This is a genomic window from Campylobacter ureolyticus ACS-301-V-Sch3b (assembly GCF_000413435.1).
Taxonomy (GTDB): Bacteria; Campylobacterota; Campylobacteria; order Campylobacterales; family Campylobacteraceae; genus Campylobacter_B; species Campylobacter_B ureolyticus_A.
This window is the reverse complement of the sequence record NZ_KE340326.1, coordinates 82,124-103,174: the sequence shown is the minus strand read 5'-3', so window position 1 is coordinate 103,174 and position 21,051 is coordinate 82,124. Positions and strand designations below refer to the sequence as shown.

Annotated in this window: 24 protein-coding genes; 18 read left to right on the top strand and 6 right to left on the bottom strand. The window is 29.3% G+C overall.

Annotated elements, in window-relative coordinates:
- Nucleotides 1–7: 7 nt before the first annotated feature.
- From HMPREF9309_RS00560 to pdxR, 6 genes are all read right to left on the bottom strand, one after another.
- On the bottom strand, nucleotides 8–505 hold the full coding sequence (locus HMPREF9309_RS00560; protein WP_016645966.1) for a threonine/serine exporter family protein: 498 nt from the start codon (nucleotides 503–505) through the stop codon (nucleotides 8–10).
- Nucleotides 502–1,275, bottom strand: a complete 774-nt coding sequence (locus HMPREF9309_RS00555; protein ID WP_016645965.1) for a threonine/serine exporter family protein — start codon at nucleotides 1,273–1,275, stop codon at nucleotides 502–504. The genes HMPREF9309_RS00560 and HMPREF9309_RS00555 overlap by 4 nt, the downstream gene beginning before the upstream one ends.
- Nucleotides 1,256–2,581, bottom strand: coding sequence for a sodium:solute symporter family protein (locus tag HMPREF9309_RS00550; protein WP_016645964.1), 1,326 nt, complete (start codon nucleotides 2,579–2,581; stop codon nucleotides 1,256–1,258). Before HMPREF9309_RS00550 ends, HMPREF9309_RS00555 begins: the two co-directional genes overlap by 20 nt.
- Nucleotides 2,582–2,583: 2 nt before the next feature.
- On the bottom strand, nucleotides 2,584–4,527 hold the full coding sequence (gene bioA / locus HMPREF9309_RS00545; protein WP_016645963.1) for an adenosylmethionine--8-amino-7-oxononanoate transaminase: 1,944 nt from the start codon (nucleotides 4,525–4,527) through the stop codon (nucleotides 2,584–2,586).
- A 50-nt stretch (nucleotides 4,528–4,577) separates the two neighbouring features.
- Complete coding sequence (glnA, locus tag HMPREF9309_RS00540) at nucleotides 4,578–6,005, bottom strand: type I glutamate--ammonia ligase (RefSeq protein ID WP_016645962.1); 1,428 nt, start codon at nucleotides 6,003–6,005, stop codon at nucleotides 4,578–4,580.
- A gap of 107 nt (nucleotides 6,006–6,112) precedes the next feature.
- Entirely contained in the window at nucleotides 6,113–7,465 is a 1,353-nt protein-coding gene (gene pdxR / locus HMPREF9309_RS00535) for a MocR-like pyridoxine biosynthesis transcription factor PdxR (protein ID WP_016645961.1), read from the bottom strand.
- 102 nt (nucleotides 7,466–7,567) lie between these two features.
- Here pdxR and pdxS point away from each other — a divergent pair, with 102 nt between their 5' ends.
- From pdxS to HMPREF9309_RS00445, 18 genes are all read left to right on the top strand, one after another.
- Entirely contained in the window at nucleotides 7,568–8,449 is an 882-nt protein-coding gene (gene pdxS, locus HMPREF9309_RS00530; protein ID WP_016645960.1) for a pyridoxal 5'-phosphate synthase lyase subunit PdxS, read from the top strand.
- Nucleotides 8,450–8,515: 66 nt separating this feature from the next.
- Nucleotides 8,516–9,145: a hypothetical protein gene (locus HMPREF9309_RS00525; protein WP_016645959.1), complete on the top strand. Its 630-nt coding sequence runs from the start codon at nucleotides 8,516–8,518 to the stop codon at nucleotides 9,143–9,145.
- A 69-nt stretch (nucleotides 9,146–9,214) separates the two neighbouring features.
- A complete protein-coding gene (locus HMPREF9309_RS00520) occupies nucleotides 9,215–10,474 on the top strand; it encodes a peptidase U32 family protein (RefSeq protein WP_016645958.1) in 1,260 nt (419 codons plus the stop codon).
- A 15-nt stretch (nucleotides 10,475–10,489) separates the two neighbouring features.
- Nucleotides 10,490–10,996, top strand: coding sequence for a 5-(carboxyamino)imidazole ribonucleotide mutase (gene purE / locus HMPREF9309_RS00515; RefSeq protein ID WP_016645957.1), 507 nt, complete (start codon nucleotides 10,490–10,492; stop codon nucleotides 10,994–10,996).
- The gene (gene glyQ, locus HMPREF9309_RS00510; protein ID WP_016645956.1) at nucleotides 10,993–11,895 is read left to right on the top strand and encodes a glycine--tRNA ligase subunit alpha; all 903 of its coding nucleotides are present in this window, start codon (nucleotides 10,993–10,995) and stop codon (nucleotides 11,893–11,895) included. Before purE ends, glyQ begins: the two co-directional genes overlap by 4 nt.
- A complete protein-coding gene (locus tag HMPREF9309_RS00505) occupies nucleotides 11,882–12,604 on the top strand; it encodes a Nif3-like dinuclear metal center hexameric protein (protein ID WP_016645955.1) in 723 nt (240 codons plus the stop codon). Before glyQ ends, HMPREF9309_RS00505 begins: the two co-directional genes overlap by 14 nt.
- Before the next feature lie 11 nt (nucleotides 12,605–12,615).
- Entirely contained in the window at nucleotides 12,616–13,335 is a 720-nt protein-coding gene (locus HMPREF9309_RS00500) for a zinc ribbon domain-containing protein (protein WP_016645954.1), read from the top strand.
- A complete protein-coding gene (waaA, locus tag HMPREF9309_RS00495; protein ID WP_016645953.1) occupies nucleotides 13,335–14,483 on the top strand; it encodes a lipid IV(A) 3-deoxy-D-manno-octulosonic acid transferase in 1,149 nt (382 codons plus the stop codon). Before HMPREF9309_RS00500 ends, waaA begins: the two co-directional genes overlap by 1 nt.
- Nucleotides 14,473–15,246: a pseudouridine synthase family protein gene (locus HMPREF9309_RS00490; RefSeq protein ID WP_016645952.1), complete on the top strand. Its 774-nt coding sequence runs from the start codon at nucleotides 14,473–14,475 to the stop codon at nucleotides 15,244–15,246. The genes waaA and HMPREF9309_RS00490 overlap by 11 nt, the downstream gene beginning before the upstream one ends.
- Nucleotides 15,247–15,306: 60 nt before the next feature.
- On the top strand, nucleotides 15,307–16,644 hold the full coding sequence (gene ffh, locus HMPREF9309_RS00485) for a signal recognition particle protein (protein ID WP_016645951.1): 1,338 nt from the start codon (nucleotides 15,307–15,309) through the stop codon (nucleotides 16,642–16,644).
- Between the two features lie 79 nt (nucleotides 16,645–16,723).
- A complete protein-coding gene (gene rpsP / locus HMPREF9309_RS00480; protein WP_016645950.1) occupies nucleotides 16,724–16,951 on the top strand; it encodes a 30S ribosomal protein S16 in 228 nt (75 codons plus the stop codon).
- Between the two features lie 8 nt (nucleotides 16,952–16,959).
- Nucleotides 16,960–17,205, top strand: a complete 246-nt coding sequence (locus HMPREF9309_RS00475) for a KH domain-containing protein (RefSeq protein WP_016645949.1) — start codon at nucleotides 16,960–16,962, stop codon at nucleotides 17,203–17,205.
- Nucleotides 17,206–17,209: 4 nt separating this feature from the next.
- Nucleotides 17,210–17,737 (top strand): ribosome maturation factor RimM, encoded by a 528-nt coding sequence (rimM, locus tag HMPREF9309_RS00470; RefSeq protein ID WP_016645948.1) that lies wholly within the window; start codon nucleotides 17,210–17,212, stop codon nucleotides 17,735–17,737.
- On the top strand, nucleotides 17,734–18,420 hold the full coding sequence (gene trmD, locus HMPREF9309_RS00465; protein WP_016645947.1) for a tRNA (guanosine(37)-N1)-methyltransferase TrmD: 687 nt from the start codon (nucleotides 17,734–17,736) through the stop codon (nucleotides 18,418–18,420). Before rimM ends, trmD begins: the two co-directional genes overlap by 4 nt.
- On the top strand, nucleotides 18,410–18,766 hold the full coding sequence (gene rplS / locus HMPREF9309_RS00460; RefSeq protein WP_016645946.1) for a 50S ribosomal protein L19: 357 nt from the start codon (nucleotides 18,410–18,412) through the stop codon (nucleotides 18,764–18,766). Before trmD ends, rplS begins: the two co-directional genes overlap by 11 nt.
- A 99-nt stretch (nucleotides 18,767–18,865) precedes the next feature.
- On the top strand, nucleotides 18,866–19,198 hold the full coding sequence (locus HMPREF9309_RS00455; RefSeq protein ID WP_016645945.1) for a cupin domain-containing protein: 333 nt from the start codon (nucleotides 18,866–18,868) through the stop codon (nucleotides 19,196–19,198).
- An 82-nt stretch (nucleotides 19,199–19,280) separates the two neighbouring features.
- A complete protein-coding gene (locus tag HMPREF9309_RS00450; RefSeq protein ID WP_016645944.1) occupies nucleotides 19,281–20,222 on the top strand; it encodes an AAA family ATPase in 942 nt (313 codons plus the stop codon).
- Nucleotides 20,223–20,226: 4 nt separating this feature from the next.
- A complete protein-coding gene (locus tag HMPREF9309_RS00445) occupies nucleotides 20,227–21,051 on the top strand; it encodes a DUF58 domain-containing protein (RefSeq protein ID WP_016645943.1) in 825 nt (274 codons plus the stop codon).

The window sequence follows — 21,051 nt, the reverse complement described above, 5'->3', positions numbered from 1 at the left end:
TCCAAATTTAGTCTAAATATCTTTTTTTAAAATCTTTATTTCTAGTCATTGTAAAAGATTTTTCATAAAAAATTAATATTACAACGCTAACTCCAACAGCTAGAGCAAATATAGCTGAAACTGCTGTTGAGCCGTAGTCAAATATTTCAACTAAATAGTGAGATTTTTTCTTTTCTATATCTGTTTGTATAAATAAAAACATTGCAAGCATTGCTTTGTAAGCATAAAGTCCTGGTATCATTGGCAAAAGTGATGGAAATGCAATTATTTCAATAGGGGTTTTTACCCTTCTAGCTAAAAAAACAGCTACAAAACTTACACAAATAGCGCTTATAAAAGTTGATATTGTGTAACTAAAATAGTTCATAAAAATAACTCTTAGAGAGTATCCAAAACCACCAAGTGTAGCACAAAAAATTAAAATTCGCTTTGGTGGCTTGTTAGCGTATGAAAAACCAAGTCCAGCAATTGCAGCAAATATTGCATCTATTAAAAACGTATTCATGAGATAAGTCCAAAATCTACTAATGATAAAGTTATATAAATTCCAATACTCATACAAAGTATTAAAATAGTAGCATTTACGGCTCTACTAAGTCCTATTAAAACATTTTTATCTAAAATATCAAACATTGAATTTATTAAAGCAATGCCTGGAAAAAGATATAAAATACTTGAACTAATTGAAGCTTCAGGTGTTTTGCTAAATCCAAATTTATATCCTAAATATGCAATAAATGATGAGATAAAAGCACAAAATATATAAGCTATCCTAATATCAACTTTTTTAAAATTCAGTAAAAATTTTGATAAAACTCCACAAAATGTACCAAGAATTACAAATATGGCTCCAAAAATATCTCCACCAAAAAGCCTGCAAAATGCTCCAAAAGCTATACTTGTTAAAGCAAAAGAAATTAAAACATTTCTTTTTTTCTTTGCTATGATTTTTTGATAAATTTCTTTTGTTTCTTTAAGGGTTAAGTTCTCATCACTTACCGCCCAGCTTAATGCACTAAGATCTGAAATAGTTTCTAAATTTATCTCTTTTTGAGTTGCATCTTTTATAAAAGATTTTCTAATTTCAGGGTTTTCTTTGTTGCTTACAGTTAGGTTTATAAATTTAATGAGTATAAATATAGAGGCGTTATATCCATAGTGTGAGGCTATTCTTTTAACGCATCTTATAACTCTTGCATTATACGCTCCCACGCCACTTAGCGCATCTGCATAATCAGCTAAAAAATTTGTAAGTTCATTGATTTCTGGCTTCAACTCTCTCTCCTTTAAAATGTGCTAAAACTGAAATAATAAATGCTAAAAATAAAGCTATAAATGAGTAAATTTTTTCATCACTCATAGCTCCTATAAGTCCAACTCCTCCACCTATAATCATAGCAAATAAACATATATTTTCATTTAATTTTTTCTTACTTATCATAGCTATAAAAACAACTAAAACAACTCCACTTACATAAATATCATTTGCTCCAAGTAAATATCCTAAAATATTTTTTTTGCCAAAAGTAAGAAGTAGGGCAAAAAGACCAAATAAAATAGTAAAAATTCTATAAATTTTTAGCGACTTTGTTTTTAAAATATCATTACAAAAAACGCTACTTGCAGTAATTAAGCATGAATCAGCCGATGAAATAATAGCTGAAAATAAAACTATTAATAAAATAGCTCCTAAAAATGGCGGTAGAGTTTCACAAATATCTTTTGTTAAAATTTGATCATTTATAACAGTTGGATTTATAAAATTTTGTGAAATAAGACCTATTAAAACAACCATGATAGCGCCTATTACAATACCTATAACGCCAAATGCCACGCCAAATTTTGCATCAAATTTGCTTTTTGCACTCAAAACTCTTCCAAAGAGCATTGGGCAAACTACATAGCTTCCACCAATTATAAGCATAAAGTAACTCCATCTTGAAATGGTAAATTTATCATTTAAAAGCTCAAAATTTAAATTTGCTACCGAAACATCTTTTACAAAAATAAACCATAAAATAATTATAAAAAACGTTATAAACATCAACATACTTTGTGCCAAATCACTTTTTAAAATACTTGCTTGACCTGCTAAAATAGAATAAGTAACTATGATAAATGCACTTACAAAAATAGCAAAATTAAATGGAGTTTTTAAAATAGCAGCTAGTATCCAAGCACTTGCTAAAAGTTGTGCTGCTAAAATACTACTCCAAGCAAGAACTATAATAATAGAAGCTATAAACCTTGCTTTTTTTCCTATATAATACTCTATCATTTCAGGCATTGTGAGAGCTTTTGAAATAGCTATTTTTTTAGCTAAAAATATACATAAAACTAAAAGTCCACTTGCTCCGCTTAAAAGCCACCAAATGGCTGGAAAACCAACTTCATAGCTTAAGCTTATTACACCTATTGTTGCACTTCCTCCAATGCATGATGCAATAATTGAGCCACCAACTAAATACCAAGAGGCATTTTTGCTAGAAATTGTATAGTGAGTGACATTTTTAGTTTTTTTAAACTCTAAGTATCCTATAAAATAAATTATAAACAAATATATAAAAAATAATATACTCATTTTTACTCGTATTTTTTAAATTTAATTGCGTTATAAATAGCATCACAAAGAGTTTTTAACTCTTTATTATTTTGTGTAAAATGTGGCATTACATAGATGTTTTTGCCAAAAGGTCTTATCCAAACTCCATTTTCTACAAAAAAACTTTGGATATTTTCTGTATTTACTTCTTTATCAATTTCTACAACTCCAATAGCACCTAAAACTCTAACATCCTTAACGCTTTGAAAATCATAGCATTTAATGAGTTCATTTTTTAATAGTTTTTCTATATGCTTAACTTTTTCTTTAAAATTTGAATTTTCTAAAATTTCTAAGCTTTTTATCGCTACACTGCAAGCTAAAGGATTTGCCATAAATGTTGGACCGTGCATAAAAACTCTGTTATTTTTGCAAATTCCATCAGCTACTTCTTTAGAACAAATTGTAGCCCCAAAGCTCATAACTCCGCCAGTTAGCGCTTTTCCAATGCATATTATATCAGGACTTACATTAGCTATTTTGTAAGCAAACATTTCACCTAATCTTCCAAAGCCTGTTGCAATTTCATCAAAGATTAAAAGTGCATCTATTTCATCGCAAATTTCTCTTAAAAATTTAAGATAATTTTCATGATAAAACCACATCCCACCAGCTCCTTGAACAATTGGCTCAACTATGATGGCTGCAATATCGTCTTTGTTTTCATAGATGATTTTTTTCATCTCTACAAGGCTTTTTTCATCAAAATCAAAACCATATTTAGAGGTTGGTTTTGGCATAAAAATTTGTTTTGCGAGTGTGTTTTTAAACAAAGAGTGCATTCCAGTTACTGGGTCACAAACGCTCATAGCACCAAATGTATCTCCGTGATAACCACCTTTAAAAGTTGCTATTTTTGTTTTATGTGGATTTTTGTTTTGCTGGTATTGTAAAGCCATTTTTAAAGCCACTTCAACACTAACTGATCCACTATCACTATAAAAAATTTTATCCATATTTTTTGGCATTAAATTAAGTAATTTTTTGCCTAAATTTATGGCAGGAGCGTGAGTTAGTCCTCCAAACATAACATGAGAAAATTTATTAATTTGCTTAATTATGGCTTTATTAAAGTCAGTGTTTTTATAGCCTAGATATGCACACCACCAAGAACTCATCCCATCAATTAATGCTTTATTTTGAAATTTTTCATCATCTATATAGATATAGCTATCTTTTGCATTGCTTACGCCATAAGTTTTAAGAGGTTTTATAGATGAGGTGTATGGATGAAAAAGATGATTTTTATCAAACTCTAAGTCAATAAAATCATCAGTTTTTTTATAATTTTTTATAAAATTTCTAAATTTTAAAGATGCTTTTTGAATGCTTAAATTTGGCTCTAAATTTATAATATCACAGTTAAATTTATCTTTTAAATATTCTAAATTTGAAAGGCTTATCTCATCGTTTAAATCACTAAAATTTAACACTATTAAATCAAGTTTTAAACCTCTGTTTTCCAAAGCTTCTATGCTTAAAAGAATTTGATTTATAACACCAAGTTCATTTTTGCAAACTAAAACAACAGGCAAATTTAAAGCCTGTATAAGGTCTATAATGTAGCTTTTTTCATTAAGTGGAACAAAAAGCCCCCCAGCTCCTTCAATAAGTACATTTTCATAATTTTGCAAAAAATCATTGCAGTATTTTAAAATTTCATTAAAATCTATTTTTATATTTTCTTTTTTTGCAGCATACTCTGGTGATGATGGAAATTTTAAGGAATATCTTGGAGTAAAGTTATTTTTACTTGAAATTTTTGTATAGACCATAGCATCGGTTAAAGTATCTGGCGCACATCCACTTTGAACTGGTTTTATGGCAACAGTGTTTAAATTTTCGTCTAAAAAGGCTTTTAAAAGTGAAGAAGTTACGAAAGTTTTACCAACATCTGTATTTGTTGCAGTGACAAAAAAGTTCATTTTATTCCTTAAAAAAGGGGAGAATTTCCCCTTAAATTTTTAAAAGATAATTAGCAAGAATAGGTAGTTTTAAACTCAAATGGAGTAGGTCTTGCCTCATAAGGCCAAACTTGAGTTTCAAATTTAAATCTTTGATATGCTTGTATAAAATCATCACACATAACAGGTTTTAAAAACTCATTATCTCTTATTAAAGATTCCAAGCTTCCTCTTAGTGTGTGAGGGAATTGTTCTATTCCTTTTTCTCTAATTTCATCAAGATGAAGTTCAAATAAATTTATATCCATTGGGCCAACTGGTTCATATTTGTGTTTTATACCATCAATTCCTGCCATTAAAAGTGCTGAAAAAGCTAAATATGGGCAAGCTGATGAATCTGGAAATCTCATCTCAACTCTTGTACTATTTTCACCAGCTCCATAAGGAATTCTAATTGAAGCTGAGCGGTTTTGGCAAGAATATGTTAAAATATTTGGTGCCTCAAAACCAGGGATTAATCTTTTATATGAGTTAATGCTTGGATTTGTAAGAGCTGAAAGGCTTCTAGCGTGTTTTAAAACTCCACCTATATAATATTTTGCCATATCGCTTAAATTTCCATATTTTCCTTTTTCATAAAAGAGATTTTTTCCATTTTTCCAAATGCTTTGATGTACATGCATACCACTTCCGTTATCTCCATAAAGTGGCTTTGGCATGAAAGTTGCGGTTTTTCCGTTTAAGTGAGCTACCATTTTTACAACATATTTATATTTTTGAACATTATCAGCAGCCTCAACTAAAGAGCCAAACTTAACGCCTATTTCACCTTGAGCTTGAGCAGCCTCATGGTGACATACAAAAGTTTCTATTCCAATTTGCTCTAAAACTTGCACCATTTCAGCTCTTAAATCAACCATGCTATCAATTGGCTGAACTGGAAAATATCCGCCTTTTGGTCCTGGGCGATGGCCTGTGTTATAAGAGTCTTTATACTCCTTAGCGCTATTCCATTCACCTTCTTCACTATCTACATTAAACATCGCACAATTCATAGAGTCTACTATTTTTACATCATCAAAAATAAAAAATTCATTTTCAGGTCCAAAATAGCAAGCATCACCAATGCCACTTTCTTTTAAAAAGGCTTCTGCTCTTTTTGCTATAGATCGTGGGCATTTTTCATACATTTTGCCTTTGTAGATATCATATACATCGCAAATTACAATGATTGTAACATCAGCAGTAAATGGATCTAAAAAAGCAGTTTCTAAATCTGGTTTTAAAATCATATCAGATTTATGGATTGGTTGCCAAGCCTCGATTGAGCTTGCATCAAATGGAAGCCCTTCATCGAAATCTTTAGGCAATCTTTTATAATTATATGAAATATGGTGCCAAGTTCCTTTTAAATCTGTAAATCTAAAATCTACAAATGCAACTTCATTTTCATCACAAAATTTTAAAAATTCATCTTTGTTTTTTACAAATTTACCCATATTTTTCTCTCCTTTGGAATAAACTAATTATTTTAACATATTTAGAGTTATTTTTTTATAAAACTTTATAAATTCAGTGTTTTATTTTTTGTAAATTTCAGATATTTTTATAAAAGTATATTTAAGAATTTTTTAACATTTTCCATATTGCAGTTATAATCAATCAAGAAAGAACTATTTTTAGGTGCGTTTTTATAGTAAAAATCACTCATTGTATTTATAAAAAAACCATTTTTAGAAGCAAGTTGCTTTACTTTATCATCAGATAAATTTGATTTTATAAAAGCGTGTGTTTCATTAAAAGTTACATCTGAATTATTTATACTTAGCTCTTTAAATTTATTTAAAAAACCCTCTTTTTTTATTAAATTTTGTCTTTTTAATTTATTTAAAAATCTTTCAAAATATCCATCATTTATAAATTTAGCCAAAGTAAGTTGTTCAAAAATTGGCACGGCCGATGAGTAAAATGACAAATTTTGTTTAAATTTTAAAGTTAAATTTGATGGAAGAGCCATATAGCTAACCCTTAAAGTTGGAAGCAATGTTTTTGAAAAAGTATTTAAAAATATAACTTTTTCATGATTTAAGCTTTTTAGAGTTGGAACTATTTTTTGTCTAATTTCTCCCATATATTCATCTTCTATAATGTATCTATTTTCTTTTAAACTAGCCCATTTAAGTAGTTCGCTTCTTCTTTTTGCTTTCATTAAAATTCCAGTTGGAAAATGTGATGATGGAGAAATATGTGCGATACTTGCACTGCTTTTTAAAAGCTTTTCATAGCTCATTCCTGATTTATCAATGTCTAAAAAAACGCATTTTACACCTAAACTCTTATATATTTTTCCTATTTTTGTATCGCTTGGATTTTCTAGGGCATATATTAAATCTTTATCTAAAAGTTGTGAAATTAAAGTATAGAGGTGTTGCGAGCCAGCACCTATTATGATATTATTTTCATCACAAATTAAATTATGATATTCATATAAGTGTTTTTTTATGGCAAGTCTTAGTTTTAAGGTGCCATTAAATGGGACTTTTTCATAAATTTCATCACTATTTTTTGATAGAACCTCTCTTAAAAGTTTTTTCCAAGTTGATAGTGGAAAAGATGGCTCACTGTTTGTTGAAAAGCTTAAATTTAAAAGATTTTTTTCTTTTAAAAATTTAGCATTTTCATTGAAATTTTGTTTTTTAATAATTGGTTTTATCTGCTTTTGAATGCCCTTGTTTGCGTAATATCCTTTTTTAGGAACCGAGTATATAAATCCTTCCATAATAAGCTGATTATAAGCATTTTCTACAGTTATGACACTTATATTGAGATGGTTTGCAAGCGATCTTTTTGATGGAAGCTTGTCTTTTATCTTTAAGTTTAAGATATCATTTTTAATATTTTCATAAAGTTGTAAATAAAGTAGTTTTTTCGAATTTTTTTCGATATTGTAAGTAAGCATTTCTATCCTAAACTGATATTATTAAATTCTATTAAAATGACTATTGAAATAATACCATATTTTTTTTATAATTTGCAAGTTTTAAAATTATAAGGAGAAAATATGTCAAATTTTTGTGAATTTTTAAAAAATGCTGAAAATGCAACTAAGTCATTTATGGGTGGAGTTATAATGGATGTTGTAACACCAGATCAAGCTAAAATCGCAGAAGCAAGTGGTGCTGTTGCAGTTATGGCGCTTGAAAGAGTTCCAGCAGATATTAGAGCAGCTGGTGGTGTCTCAAGGATGAGTGATCCAAAAATGATAAAAAGCATCATGAATGCAGTTAAAATTCCAGTTATGGCAAAATGCAGAATTGGCCATATCGTTGAAGCAAGAATTTTAGAAAGTATAGGGATTGATTTTATAGATGAGAGCGAAGTTTTAAGCCCGGCTGATAATGTATATCATGTAAATAAGCGTGAGTTTAAAACACCTTTTGTTTGCGGTGCTAGAAATTTAGGTGAAGCACTTAGGAGAATTAGCGAAGGTGCGATGATGATAAGAACAAAAGGAGAAGCTGGAACCGGAGATGTGGTTCAAGCAGTAACACACATGAGATCAATAATGAGTGATATAAGACGCATTTCAAATTTAAATAAAGATGAACTTTTTAATGAGGCAAAAAACTTAGGAGTTAGCTATGAGATGCTTTTATATGTGCATGAAAATGGCTCACTTCCAGTTGCAAATTTTAGTGCAGGTGGCGTTGCAACACCAGCAGATGCAGCCTTAATGAGAGTTTTAGGTGCACAAGGCGTTTTTGTAGGAAGTGGAATTTTCAAGTCAGGAAATCCTGAAAAAAGAGCAAAAGCTATCGTAAAAGCAGCAAAAAATTATGACAATCCTGACATTATTGCAGAAGTTAGTGAAGATTTAGGCGAAGCAATGGTTGGCATAAACGAAGATGAGATAAAAATCATAATGGCAAATAGAGGAATATAATTAATTTTAATCTATTTTAAAAGCTTTGTAAGGTATAATTTAACTATTCTACAAAAGGGCTTTTAAATGCAAAAAGATGATTTTTTACAAAAATGCAAAGATGAGTATAAATTTAATACTCATCAGCTAAGAGAAGTTGAACTTGGATTTGAAAACTCTCTTGGCTTTGATAAGATAGAATTTTATGCAAAAATAAAATTTAACTCTCATCAAATGGCTGAGATAAGAAAAGGTTTTGAAAACTCTCTTGGCTTTGATGAGATTTGCAAATATGCTAAAAATGAGTACAACTCAAACCAAATGTATATTTTAAGAAAAGCTATATTGTCAAATTTTAACCTCGATGAAATTTACCCACTAATTGATAAAACTAAATTTGGTTGGCATCAGATGAGTGAGATAAAAGAGGGGTTTAAAAATAAACTCTCTTTAAAAAAGATAAATTTATTTGCAAAAAGCGAGTTTGGAAATTTAAGAATGGCCGAAATAAGAGATGGTTTTAACCAAGGGTTAAGCTATGAGAAAGTTAGTTTTTATGCAAAAAAAGAATTTAGTCAAAAACAGATGCAAAATATTAAAAATCTTTTGTTAAGTGGTGTAAAAAAATCTGAAATAGAAAAACTTATCCTAACAAAAGAAAAAATTAAAAATAAGCCTACTAAGAAAAAAAGATTTATTGATAGATTTAAATTTTAGCTTCAAAGCACCTTTTAAAATAATTTTTTATATAATGCAAAATTTGGATTTTTAAAAAAAGGAAATATTTTGAAAAAACCTGAGCTTTTATCACCTGCTGGAAATTTAGAAAAACTTAAAATCGCACTAAGTTATGGAGCTGATGCTGTGTATGCAAGTGTAGGAGCTTTTTCTCTAAGGCAAAGAAGCGCAAAAGAGTTTAGTAAAGAGAGTTTTAAAGAGGGCGTTGAATTTACGCACAAAATGGGTAAAAAATTCTACGCCACTATAAATGGATTTCCATTTAATGCTCAGCTTGATAAGTTTAAAACCCATATTGAGTTTTTAAAAGATTTAGGTGTTGATGCCTTTATAATCGCAAGTCCAAGCATTATAAGCTTAGCTAAAAAAATATCTCCAGATACTGAAATTCATCTTTCAACCCAAGCAAATGTTATGAATTATATGGATGCTCAAATTTATTATGATATGGGTGTAAAAAGAGTGGTTGTAGCTAGAGAAATAGGACTAAAAGATGTAATTGCAATAAAAGAAAAAGTACCAAATTTAGATATTGAAATTTTTATTCATGGTTCTATGTGTTTTGCTTATAGTGGAAGATGTTTGATTTCAGCTTTGCAAAGTGGTAGATTTAGTAACCGTGGAAGTTGTGCAAATGATTGTAGATTTAATTATGAAATTTATGCTAAAAATGATGAAAGTGGTGCGTTATTTAAGTTAAATGAAGATGAAAATGGCACTTATATAATGAACTCAAAAGATTTAAATTTAAGTTCTTATGTTGAAAAAATTATGCAAAGTGGAGCTGTTGATAGTTTTAAAATAGAAGGAAGAACAAAATCTCAGTATTACGCCGCATGTTCAACAAATGCTTATAGAATGGCAATTGATGATGCACTTAGTGGTAAATTTAATGCTGAAATTTATCAAAAAGAACTTCATACTTTAAAAAATCGTGGTTTTACAGATGGATATTTAGTAAGTCGTCCATTTGAGAGAAAAGATACACAAAATTTTAACTCAACTTTAGAAGAGGGCACTCATCAAGTTTGTGCAATCACTTTAGATGGTGAGTTTTTTGATGTTAAGTTTAAAATTTCTAAAAACACACCTTATGAAATTTTAGCTCCAAAAGATAGCAAAATTGAAACAATTGAGAATGAAATAGGGAAAATTTATGAAAAATATGGTAAATTCTGGCTTGAATTTAAAGTTTTAAAAGCGAAAAATAACAAAGAATTTGATGAAATTCACAGCGGGAATTTAAATCAAATAATTTCGCCCATAAAACTACCTAATTTCAGTTTTTTAAGAAAAGAAATAGAGTAAAAGAAAGGAAATTAAATGAAATTTGTATCTATTATAATGGGAAGTGGAAGTGATTTAGACATTGCAAATGAGGCAGCTAAGGTGCTTGAAATCTTTGGCGTGAAATACGAAATGATAGTAAGTTCTGCTCATAGAAGTCCTCAAAGAACACATGATTATGTTGTAGCAGCACAAAATAAAGGTTGTGAAGCTTTTATCTGCATTGCGGGAATGGCAGCTCATCTAGCAGGCGTGGTTGCATCACTTACAACAAAACCAGTTTTAGGAGTTCCAGCAGGTGGTGGAGCTTTGGGCGGGGTTGATTCACTTTACTCAACTGTTCAAATGCCAGGAGGTATTCCAGTTGCTACTTTTGCAGTTGGTAAAGCAGGTGCGAAAAATGCAGCTTATTTTGCAAGTCAAATTCTGTCTTTAAGCAATGAAGAGCTTGCTTTAAAAATTAAAAATGATAGAGCAAATATGGCAAAAAAAGTTTGTGAAGATTCAAGTAAAATTGAAATTATCTTGAAGGAAGATAAATGACATTTTCAAAAATAATTTTAACTTTGCAAGATTTTTGGCAAGCCCAAGGTTGTGTGATAGTTCAACCTTACGATATTCCTGCAGGAGCTGGGACTTTTCATCACGCAACTTTTTTAAGAAGTCTTGGTAAAAAGCCTTGGCGAGCAGCTTATGTGGCACCATCTAGACGTCCTGCAGATGGAAGATATGGTGAAAATCCAAATAGATTGGGCGCGTATTATCAATTTCAAGTTATTTTAAAACCAAGCCCTAGCGATATTCAAGAACTTTATTTAAAAAGTTTGGAAGCTATTGGTTTTAATCTTAAAAATCATGACATAAGATTTGTTGAAGATAATTGGGAAAGCCCAACTCTTGGAGCTTGGGGACTTGGTTGGGAAGTTTGGCTTGATGGTATGGAGGTAACTCAATTTACTTATTTTCAACAAGTTGGAGGAATTGCGTGTGAGCCTATAAGTGGTGAGATAACCTATGGCTTGGAGCGACTTGCTATGTATTTACAAAACAAAGAAAATGTTTTTGACATAGTTTGGAATGAATTTAAAGGTGATGTGATAACTTATGGAGATGTTCATAAAAGAAGTGAGTATGAGTTTAGTAAGTATAGTTTTGAGGTAGCTGATACAAATATGCTTTTTAAATCTTTTGAAAACGCCTATAATGAGTGTTTGAAAACTCTTAAAAAAGAATTATCTCTTCCTGCGTATGATTACTGCATGCTTGCATCACACATATTTAATTTACTTGATGCAAGAGGTGCGATAAGTGTAACTCAAAGACAAGATTTTATTCTTAAAATAAGATATTTAGCAAAAGGATGTGCTATTGTGTATGCAAGCAAAGATGATCCTAGCTTAAAAGAAAAATTTAGTGAGTATTTTACAGATGAAAATAGCTGAAATTTATCAAATTTTAGATGAGGTTGCACCTTTTGAAGCTCAAGAAAGCTGGGATAACTCAGGATTGCTTTTGGGAAATATGGACGATGAGTTTGATAAAATTTATGCAAGTATTGATTTAGATTCAAATTTAATTAAAAAAATAGAAAAAAACTCACTTGTTATAACTCACCACCCTTTAATTTTTAAAGGCCTAAAAAGTCTAAATCCTAGCATTTATCCATCAAATTTAATTTATGAGATTATTAAAAAAGATATAAAACTTATCTCAATGCACACAAATTTTGATAAATTTGTTTTAAACAAGTTTGTAGCAAGTGAAATTTTAGGTTATGAAATCACTGAAATTCGCGATTTTTTAGTATTTTTTGAAGTTAATAAAAGTTTTGATGAGTTTGCAAAAGAGATAAAACAAAAACTTAAAATTTCAAATCTAAGAGTTGTAAAGGCAGGTGAGTTTATAAAAACAGCTACGCTTTGTACTGGAAGTGGAGCAGATTTACTAGGAAGCTTTAAATCAGATTGTTTTTTAACTGGAGATATAAAATACCATAGCGCACTTGAAAGCTTAGAAAATAAAATATCTTTAATTGATATAAACCACTTTGAAAGCGAGGCCTATTTTGGGCAATCTTTAGCTAAAAATTTGCAAAAATACAATTTAAATATTATAATAACAAATTCAATCAATCCATTTTTATACATTTAAGAGGAAAATTTATGAACAAAAATTTAGAACAATTAATACAGCTATCAAATTTCGATAAAAATATTGATGGTTTTTCACCAAAAATTGCAGCTATTCAAAAAGAGCTTAGCGATAAACAAAACGAAATTTCAGAAGCTCAAAAAGAAGTTGAAGATTCAAATAAAGAGATAGAGGATTTAGCTGATGAGATAAAAAAAACTGATAATCACATAAAAGATTTAAACTCACAACTAAAAGCAAGTACTAAAAAACACTCAGCCGTAAAAACTGAAAGAGAGTTAAAATCACTTCAACTTGAAGAAGAGCTTACAAAAGATCAGTTAAGTTCTGCAAATGATGAGATAGAAAGACTTGAAAATTTGATGGAAAATAAAAAATCAAACCAAAATGAGCTTTTAGAGAAAGAAAAAGTACTAAAAGATGAGTTTGAAAATATCCAAAAAAGCACAGAAGATGAACTAAAAGATATAGAAAGCCAAAGGGAAAAATTCTATCTTGAAAAAGACAAGCTTGTAAAAAAAATGGATCAAAAAATCATCTCTTTTTATGAGAAAATTAGAAAATGGGCAGGAAATACAGCTGTTGCAAAAGTTAAAAAACAAGCATGTTATGGCTGTTTTATGCATATAAATGATAAAACTTACAGCAACGTTATAAGATCTGATGAAATTGTAACTTGTCCAAATTGTGGAAGAATACTTTATAAAGATTTTAATGACGAAGAAAAATAGTGTTTTATAACTTATTTTCTTTTTTTGTTTGGCTTTTTTTAACTCCTTTTATATTGGTTTTTTCATTTAAAAAAAAGTATAAAAAAAGCCTTCCTGCAAGATTTTTTCTATATAAAAATCCTCCACTAAAAAAAGCTGATGTGCATTTTCACGCTTGCAGTTTTGGAGAAATTTCAGCACTTGAGATTTTAGCTTTAAAATTTGAAAGCTTTTCATTTACAACGACGACTGCAACAGGTTTTGAAAAAGCAAAAAGCCTAAATGAAAATACAAGATTTTTACCATTTGAGTGTTTTATACCTTTTTGGCTTACAAAAAGTAAAGTTTTAGTTGTTTTTGAGGCTGAGCTTTGGTTAAATTTGGTAAAAACTGCTAAAAAAAATGGCTCTTACGTGATACTTTTAAACGCAAGAATTAGTGATAGATCATATAAAAGATATGAAAAATTTAAATTTTACTATAAAGAAATTTTTAAATATATTGATTTAGTATTAGCTCAAAGCCAGCTTGATAAAACTAGACTTTTAAATTTAGGAGCAAAAAACATAGAAGTTGTTGGAAATATAAAAAGTGCAAATTTTAAACCAGCAAGCAAAGATTATCCTAAATTTAGTGAGTTTTTAGTAACCATTGCAAGTACTCATGATGGCGAGGAAGAGCTTATTTTAAATAATATAACGCCAAATAAAAATCAAAAATTTATAATCGCACCAAGGCATCCTGAAAGATTTTGTAAAGTAGCTAAAATTTGTGAAGATTTTGCTAAAAAATTTAATCTAAAATTTGAAAAATTTTCACAAAATTTAGGTTTTAAATCAAATATTATATTGCTTGATACAATGAATGAAGTTATAAATTTTTATAAAATAAGTGATGTTGTTGTACTCGGAGGAAGCTTTATAGACGGTATTGGCGGGCATAATCCAATAGAAATAGCTCAATTTAATAAGCCTTTAATAAATGGTTATTTTTATCATAACCAAAAGGCTTTATTTGAGCTTGTTGATGGTGTAAATTTTAGTGATTTATCAAATTTAAATGAGCTATTAAGTTCAAATTTGAGTAAAACAATGATTAAAAATAAAGCCGATTTAAAAAGTATAGAAAATTTGATAAAAATAAAAATAAAGGAACAAAATGGCTGTTGAAAAAGCATATAAACTTTTAGCTTTGCAAGAAAATATCTCAAACAATGAGGCTAAAAGCTTGATTGATAGCGGTTTAGTTTATTTAAGTGGCAAGAAAATAATTTTAGCAAGAGGGTTAGTTAACACAAGTGCAAAATTTAAAGTAACAAAATTAAAAAAACCAACTATCATTTTTGAAGATGAAAATATTTTGGCTATAAATAAACCTGAGTTTATAAATAGCTTGGATATTGAAAAAAAATATAAATTTCCACTTATTAATAGACTTGATAAAGAAACAAGTGGCGTTATACTCTTAGCTAAAAATGAGGGATTTAGACAAAAAGTTATAAAAGAGTTTAAAAATTTAAATGTAAAAAAAACATATATTGCGATTGTAAATGGTATTGTTAGTGAAAAAATAGAAATTAATGATAAGATTTTAACTATAAAAAATAATAATTCAAAAGGTAGAAATGAAGCATTTTCTAAAATATCAGATAATGGAAAAACTGCTTTTACTACCGTTTATCCATTTATGGTAAGTGGTAAAAAATCACTTGTCAAAATAGAGATTAAAACAGGCAGAACTCACCAAATAAGAGTGCATTTAGCTGCTTATGATCACGCTGTAATTGGTGATGAAAAGTATGCAAAACTAAGCTCAAAAAGACTTTTTTTGCACTCATATAAAACTGAAATTTTAGGATATTCTTTTGTAGCTCCACTAGATAATAGTTTTAACGAGTTTGGTTTTGAGATTTCAAAAGATATGAAATTTTAAGCAAATTTAAGAAAGTTTATTGTAAAATAAGCCCTTTGATTATATTTTAAAAGGTTAGATGTGTTTGTACAAATAGGTGAATCACTTAGATCAGCTGTAAATAAGCTTAGAATTGTTGATGATGAAAAGGCGCTTAAAAATGCCCTTGTAACGCTTAGAAAAGCACTTTTAAAATCAGATGTTCATCATAAAGTAACAAAAGATTTTGTTGCTATGATAGAAGATGATTTAAAAGAAAATGGCATTGGGCAAAAGCAGTTTTTAGACTCAATTAAAAAGAATTTAACAGATATTTTAACAGCTCCAGGAAATCAAGGATTTGTTTATTCAAGCAAGCCACCAACAGTTGTTCTTATGAGTGGACTTCAAGGTGGTGGTAAAACAACATCAACTGTCAAACTTGCAAATAACCTAAAACAAAAAAATAAAAAAGTATTAATAGCTGCTGCAGACTTACAAAGACTTGCTGCAGTTGAGCAATTAAAACAACTTTGCGAGGCAAACGAGATAGATCTTTTTTATATAGAAAATGAAAAAGACCCTGTTAAAGTTGCAAAAGAGGCCTTACAAAAAGCTAAAAAAGAGCTTTATGATGTGCTTTTTGTAGATACTGCAGGAAGACTTGCAATAGATGAAGCTTTAATGAGCGAGTTAAAAGAGGTTAAAAACGCCATAAATCCAGATGAAATTTTTTATGTAGCAGATGCTATGAGTGGACAAGATGGCGTTAGAACAGCTGATACATTTAACAAAGAACTTGGAATAACAGGAGTTATTTTAAGCAAATTTGATGCTGATACAAAGGGTGGAGTAGCTATTGGTATAGCTCATCAAATTGGAGTTCCTTTAAGATTTGTTGGAACAGGCGAAAAAGTAGCCGATATAGAGGGCTTTATACCTGATAGAATTGTCGGAAGAATCATGGGCGAGGGCGATCTTGCTACTTTGGTTGAAAAAACAAGTGCTGTTTTTAATGAAAAAGATGTAAAAGATATAACCAAAAAAATTAAAAAAGGGAAATTTACATTTAATGACTTTGTAAGTCAGCTTGAAAGTGTTAAAAAACTTGGAAATATGAAAAGCTTAATTGGAATGTTGCCAGGAATGGGAAATTTAGCCGAAAGAATAGGCGATATGGATTTAGATAATTCAAAAGAAATAGTTCATATAAAAGCTATGATTGGCTCTATGACACCAAAAGAAAGAGAAAACCCAGATTTGTTAAATAATTCAAGAAAAAGAAGAATTGCTGCAGGAGCTGGCCTAACACAGATGGAAGTTAATAAATTTATAAAACAATTTACAAATGCTTCAAAGCTTGCTAAAAAACTTACAAACAAAGGTGGCATTCGTGGAATGGCATCTTTAATGCAAGGTGGACAAAAATTTCCGGGATAATTTCTCGGAAAGTTTTATTATGAATAAATCTTTTTATTTATAATAAAGCTTATATTAAAATTAACAAGGAGAAAAAAATATGGCAACAGTTGTAAGACTAACAAAAATAGGTCGTAAAAAAAGACCATTTTATCGTATAGTTGTAACAGATAGTAGAAAAAGAAGAGATGGCGGATATATAGAGAGCATTGGTTATTATGATCCTATGACAAATCCTGAAGTTGTTAAATTTGACGCTGAAAGATTAGAGTATTGGAAAAGTGTTGGAGCAAAACTTAGCGAACGTGTAGAGAGAATAACCAAATAGAGCTAGAAATGGTTGAAGAATTTATCAGACAATATGCCCTACTTATATGTGAGTATCCAGAAAAGATAAAAATAGAAAAAGTAAAAATTGATGATAATTTTTATGAAATTATCATTTACGCAGACAAAACTGATACCGGAAAACTCATAGGTAAAAATGGTCAAATGATAAACGCTATAAGAACTGTTGTTCTTGGCTATAAAGCCAAAGATACAGCTTCTTATAAATTTAGTGTAAAAGCCCTAGAAGAGTAGTTTTATGAGCGAGCTTCTTACAGTCGCCAAAATTGGCAAAACCATAGGACTAAGAGGAGCTTTAAAACTACATAATAAAAGTGATTTTATATCACAATTTAAAAAAAATGCTAAATTTTTTTTAAGTGATGGCACTATGCTTGAAATTTTATCTTACAATAGCACTAGCTCACAAGTAATTTTTAAAGATTATGAAAGTATAGAGCTTGCTTCAAATTTGGTAAATAAATTTCTTTATCAAAGCATTGAGGCTACTAGAAAAAATTGTAAATTAAAAAAAGATGAGTATTTCTACTTTGATATAATAGGTCTTGAAGTTGTAGAAAACGGTGAAACATTAGGAAAAGTTGTGGATATTTTAGAAGTTGGAGCAAATTTTTTATTTGAGATAAAAACTGATGAAAAGTTAGTGAGCCAAGGATTTACAAAAAACTTTTTCGTGCCATACATTGATGAATATTTAGATAAAATTTCAATCCAAGCAAAACAAATTTTTACAAAAAATGCAAAACTTATTTTAAAAGAGTCATGAAATTTAACTTTATAACTCTTTTTGAAAATCTTATAAAACCTTATTTTGATGATTCTATACTAAAAAGAGCTTTGGATAAAAATCTTTTTGAAGTTGATTTTATAAATCCAAGAGATTTTAGTAAGGACAAGCATAAAAAAGTTGATGATTATATGATAGGTGGTGGAGCTGGACTTTTGATTGGTACCCAGCCACTAAGTGATGCAATTTTAAATATAAAAAATAAAAATCCCAATACTCATATAATCTACTTAACTCCAGTTGGTAAAAAATTTACGCAAATTGATGCAAAAAGACTTTCAAAAAAAGATAATATTACTTTTATTTGCGGACGCTATGAAGGCATAGATGAAAGAGTTATAGAAAAATATGTAAATGAAGTTTTTTGCGTTGGAGATTTTATCATGACAGGCGGAGAACTTGGAGCTCTTTGCATGTGTGATGCGATTTGTAGAAACATAGATGGAGTTTTAGGAAATGCCAATTCACTGGAAGTTGAAAGCTTTGAAAATTCACTTTTAGAGGCACCATCTTTTACAAAACCAAATATTTTTGAAAATTTATCTGTGCCTTCAGAGTTTTTAAAGGGAAATCACGGTAAAATATCAGCTTTAAAAAATCAAATGGCGAGATTAAAGACAAACTATTTTCGCCCTGACTTAAAGGACAATCATGAGAAATAAATATATACAAGCTTTTGAGGAAGCTCAAGTTTCTAAAAGAAGTATTCCTGAATTCCGTGCGGGCGATACTTTAAGAGTTGCTATAAGAATTACCGAAGGTGAAAAAACAAGAATTCAAAATTTTGAAGGTGTTTGTATAGCTAAAAGAGGAACCGGAACAGGTCAAACTTTTATAATTCGTAAAATTGGCGCAAACAATATTGGCGTTGAGAGAGTTTTTCCACTTTATGGTGAAAACCTTGAAGAGATAAAAGTTTTAAGACATGGAAAAGTTAGAAGAGCAAAACTATTCTATTTAAGAGATAGAAGAGGTAAAGCTGCAAAAATTAAAGAGCTTAGAAAATAATCAAAAATAAAAGAGTTATAACTCTTTTATTGACTTAAATCAATAACTACAACAAAATATAAGTTATAATATCCTAAGATTTTAATAAAGGATATTATGATGCAAATTTATAAATTTAACAAAACTGAATTTGATGGTGTTAATGCTAAGCTTTTATATGAAGATAAATTTTCAAAAGAGATTTGTCTTAGTATGGCAAAAAGCAGTTTTATGAAGGAGCATTTTGCTCCAAGCCCTATAAAAGTTCAGGTTTTAAAAGGTAGTATCGAGTTTGGCGTGGATAATGAAAAAGTTATTTTAAACCAGTTTGATATGATAGCTCTTGATTCTATGGTTAAGCACTCTTTAAAAGCCAACGAAGATAGTATAATAAGACTGAGCCTATCTTTAAATGATACTTTTTCAAGAGTTAAAGAAGTATTAAATAAATAAATTTTATCATATTTTAAAAATATATAAAAATCATTAATCAATCATCATTATAATTTCACTAAAAAATAATATAAGGTGGATTATGATCTTACAAGATATAAAAAAAGAAGTAAGTAAGGTGGTTGTTGGTCAAGATGAACTTATTAATGCTTTACTTATAGGTCTTATTTCAAACGGTCATATTTTGGTTGAGGGAGTTCCAGGCTTAGCAAAAACAACAGCTATAAATGCACTAGCAAAAAGTCTTGGCATAAGGTTTAAAAGAGTTCAATTTACACCCGATCTTCTTCCAAGTGATATTATAGGAACTGAAGTTTATAATGTAAAAACTGGTGAGTTTTATCTTAAAAAAGGACCCGCTTTTACAAACTTGCTTCTTGCTGATGAAATAAATAGAGCTCCTTCAAAAGTTCAATCTGCACTTTTAGAAGTTATGCAAGAAAAACAAATTACAATTGGCGATAATTCATTTAAGCTTGATGAACCTTTTTTGGTTATGGCTACACAAAACCCAATTGAGCAAGAAGGTGCTTATAAGCTTCCTGAAGCTCAGCTTGATAGATTTTTAATGAAAATTTTAGTTGATTATAACACTTACGAGGAAGAGCTTGAAATAGTAAATAGAGTTGTTGTAAAAGGTTTTGAAAATATAAATCAAGTTGCCTCAAAAGATGAAATTTTAAATTTAAAAAATGAACTTAAAAAAATTCATTTTGATGAGGAAGTTAAAAAATATATGATAAAACTTATTTTTGCTACAAGAAAACCTAGTGAATATGGCTTATCTCAAATTAGTGAATTTTTGGAATTTGGTGCAAGCCCAAGAGCAAGTATTGATTTATACAAATCAAGTGCAGCTTATGCGATGATAAATGGCAAAGACTATGTAACTCCACTTGATATCGCAGCTGTTTTAAAAGGCGTTTTAAGGCATAGAATAATGTTAAATTATAAAGCAAAAGCAAAAGATATAACGCCAGATATTATAATAGAAAAAATCCTAAACACTATAAAGGCACCATAGATCAATGAATCGTGCAAAAGAAATTTTTATAAAAGCCAAAAAAAATGTTTTTAACTCAAACTTTGGTCTTTATGAAAGCTTGATAAAAGGCGATGGGCTTGATTTTAGAGAAATTAAAGAGTATGAAAATGAGGATTTAAGGCGTATTAACTATAAAGCTAGTGCAAAAAGTGGTGAGCTAAAAGCAAATGTTTTTAATGAAACAAAACAGATGAATGTTGTTGTAGTTTTAGCTTTAAGCAGTAGTTTAAAATTTGGCTTAAGTAGGCTTAAACTAGATCTTGCAGCAGAAGTTTTTACACTTTTGGCTCTTGCGACAACTATGGGTAAAAATTTGCTTTTTCCAGTTGTTTTTAGTAATAAACCTGAGCTTTTTTATGAGCCAGTTAGTGATGAAAATGAAATCTATGAAATAACAAAAGATATTTTAAACCTAAATACTTTTAAAAAGGAGATTGATTTTAAAAAATTGAGTGAGTTTTTAAATAGTGTCATTAAAAGAAAAGCTGCTGTTTTTTTGATAAGTGATTTTTTAGAAGAGATTGATTTAAGTGAAATATCATATCAAAATGATGTTTATGTGGTTGTTTTAAGAGATTTATTTGAAGAAAATTTGACAACTTTAAATGATGTTGATTTGATAAATCCATTTAACGGAGATAAATTTGAAGCAAATTTGGATGAAATTTCTATTAAAAGATATAAAAAACTTTTAAAAACACATGATGAAAAATTAAAAGAACATTTTTTACAAAATAAAGTTTCTTTTGGCAAAATTTATACAAATGATGAGCCACTTTCAAAGCTCATACAAATAGCAAGGCGTTAA

Excerpts from the sequence above, each read along its gene's own strand:
- HMPREF9309_RS00560 (WP_016645966.1), bottom strand. The coding sequence starts at position 505 with ATGAATACGTTTTTAATAGATGCAATATTTGCTGCAATTGCTGGACTT.
- HMPREF9309_RS00550 (WP_016645964.1), bottom strand. The coding sequence starts at position 2,581 with ATGAGTATATTATTTTTTATATATTTGTTTATAATTTATTTTATAGGA.
- bioA (WP_016645963.1), bottom strand. The coding sequence starts at position 4,527 with ATGAACTTTTTTGTCACTGCAACAAATACAGATGTTGGTAAAACTTTC.
- glnA (WP_016645962.1), bottom strand. The coding sequence starts at position 6,005 with ATGGGTAAATTTGTAAAAAACAAAGATGAATTTTTAAAATTTTGTGAT.
- pdxR (WP_016645961.1), bottom strand. The coding sequence starts at position 7,465 with ATGCTTACTTACAATATCGAAAAAAATTCGAAAAAACTACTTTATTTA.
- pdxS (WP_016645960.1), top strand. The coding sequence starts at position 7,568 with ATGTCAAATTTTTGTGAATTTTTAAAAAATGCTGAAAATGCAACTAAG.
- HMPREF9309_RS00525 (WP_016645959.1), top strand. The coding sequence starts at position 8,516 with ATGCAAAAAGATGATTTTTTACAAAAATGCAAAGATGAGTATAAATTT.
- purE (WP_016645957.1), top strand. The coding sequence starts at position 10,490 with ATGAAATTTGTATCTATTATAATGGGAAGTGGAAGTGATTTAGACATT.
- glyQ (WP_016645956.1), top strand. The coding sequence starts at position 10,993 with ATGACATTTTCAAAAATAATTTTAACTTTGCAAGATTTTTGGCAAGCC.
- HMPREF9309_RS00505 (WP_016645955.1), top strand. The coding sequence starts at position 11,882 with ATGAAAATAGCTGAAATTTATCAAATTTTAGATGAGGTTGCACCTTTT.
- HMPREF9309_RS00500 (WP_016645954.1), top strand. The coding sequence starts at position 12,616 with ATGAACAAAAATTTAGAACAATTAATACAGCTATCAAATTTCGATAAA.
- HMPREF9309_RS00490 (WP_016645952.1), top strand. The coding sequence starts at position 14,473 with ATGGCTGTTGAAAAAGCATATAAACTTTTAGCTTTGCAAGAAAATATC.
- rpsP (WP_016645950.1), top strand. The coding sequence starts at position 16,724 with ATGGCAACAGTTGTAAGACTAACAAAAATAGGTCGTAAAAAAAGACCA.
- HMPREF9309_RS00475 (WP_016645949.1), top strand. The coding sequence starts at position 16,960 with ATGGTTGAAGAATTTATCAGACAATATGCCCTACTTATATGTGAGTAT.
- rimM (WP_016645948.1), top strand. The coding sequence starts at position 17,210 with ATGAGCGAGCTTCTTACAGTCGCCAAAATTGGCAAAACCATAGGACTA.
- trmD (WP_016645947.1), top strand. The coding sequence starts at position 17,734 with ATGAAATTTAACTTTATAACTCTTTTTGAAAATCTTATAAAACCTTAT.
- rplS (WP_016645946.1), top strand. The coding sequence starts at position 18,410 with ATGAGAAATAAATATATACAAGCTTTTGAGGAAGCTCAAGTTTCTAAA.
- HMPREF9309_RS00455 (WP_016645945.1), top strand. The coding sequence starts at position 18,866 with ATGCAAATTTATAAATTTAACAAAACTGAATTTGATGGTGTTAATGCT.
- HMPREF9309_RS00450 (WP_016645944.1), top strand. The coding sequence starts at position 19,281 with ATGATCTTACAAGATATAAAAAAAGAAGTAAGTAAGGTGGTTGTTGGT.
- HMPREF9309_RS00445 (WP_016645943.1), top strand. The coding sequence starts at position 20,227 with ATGAATCGTGCAAAAGAAATTTTTATAAAAGCCAAAAAAAATGTTTTT.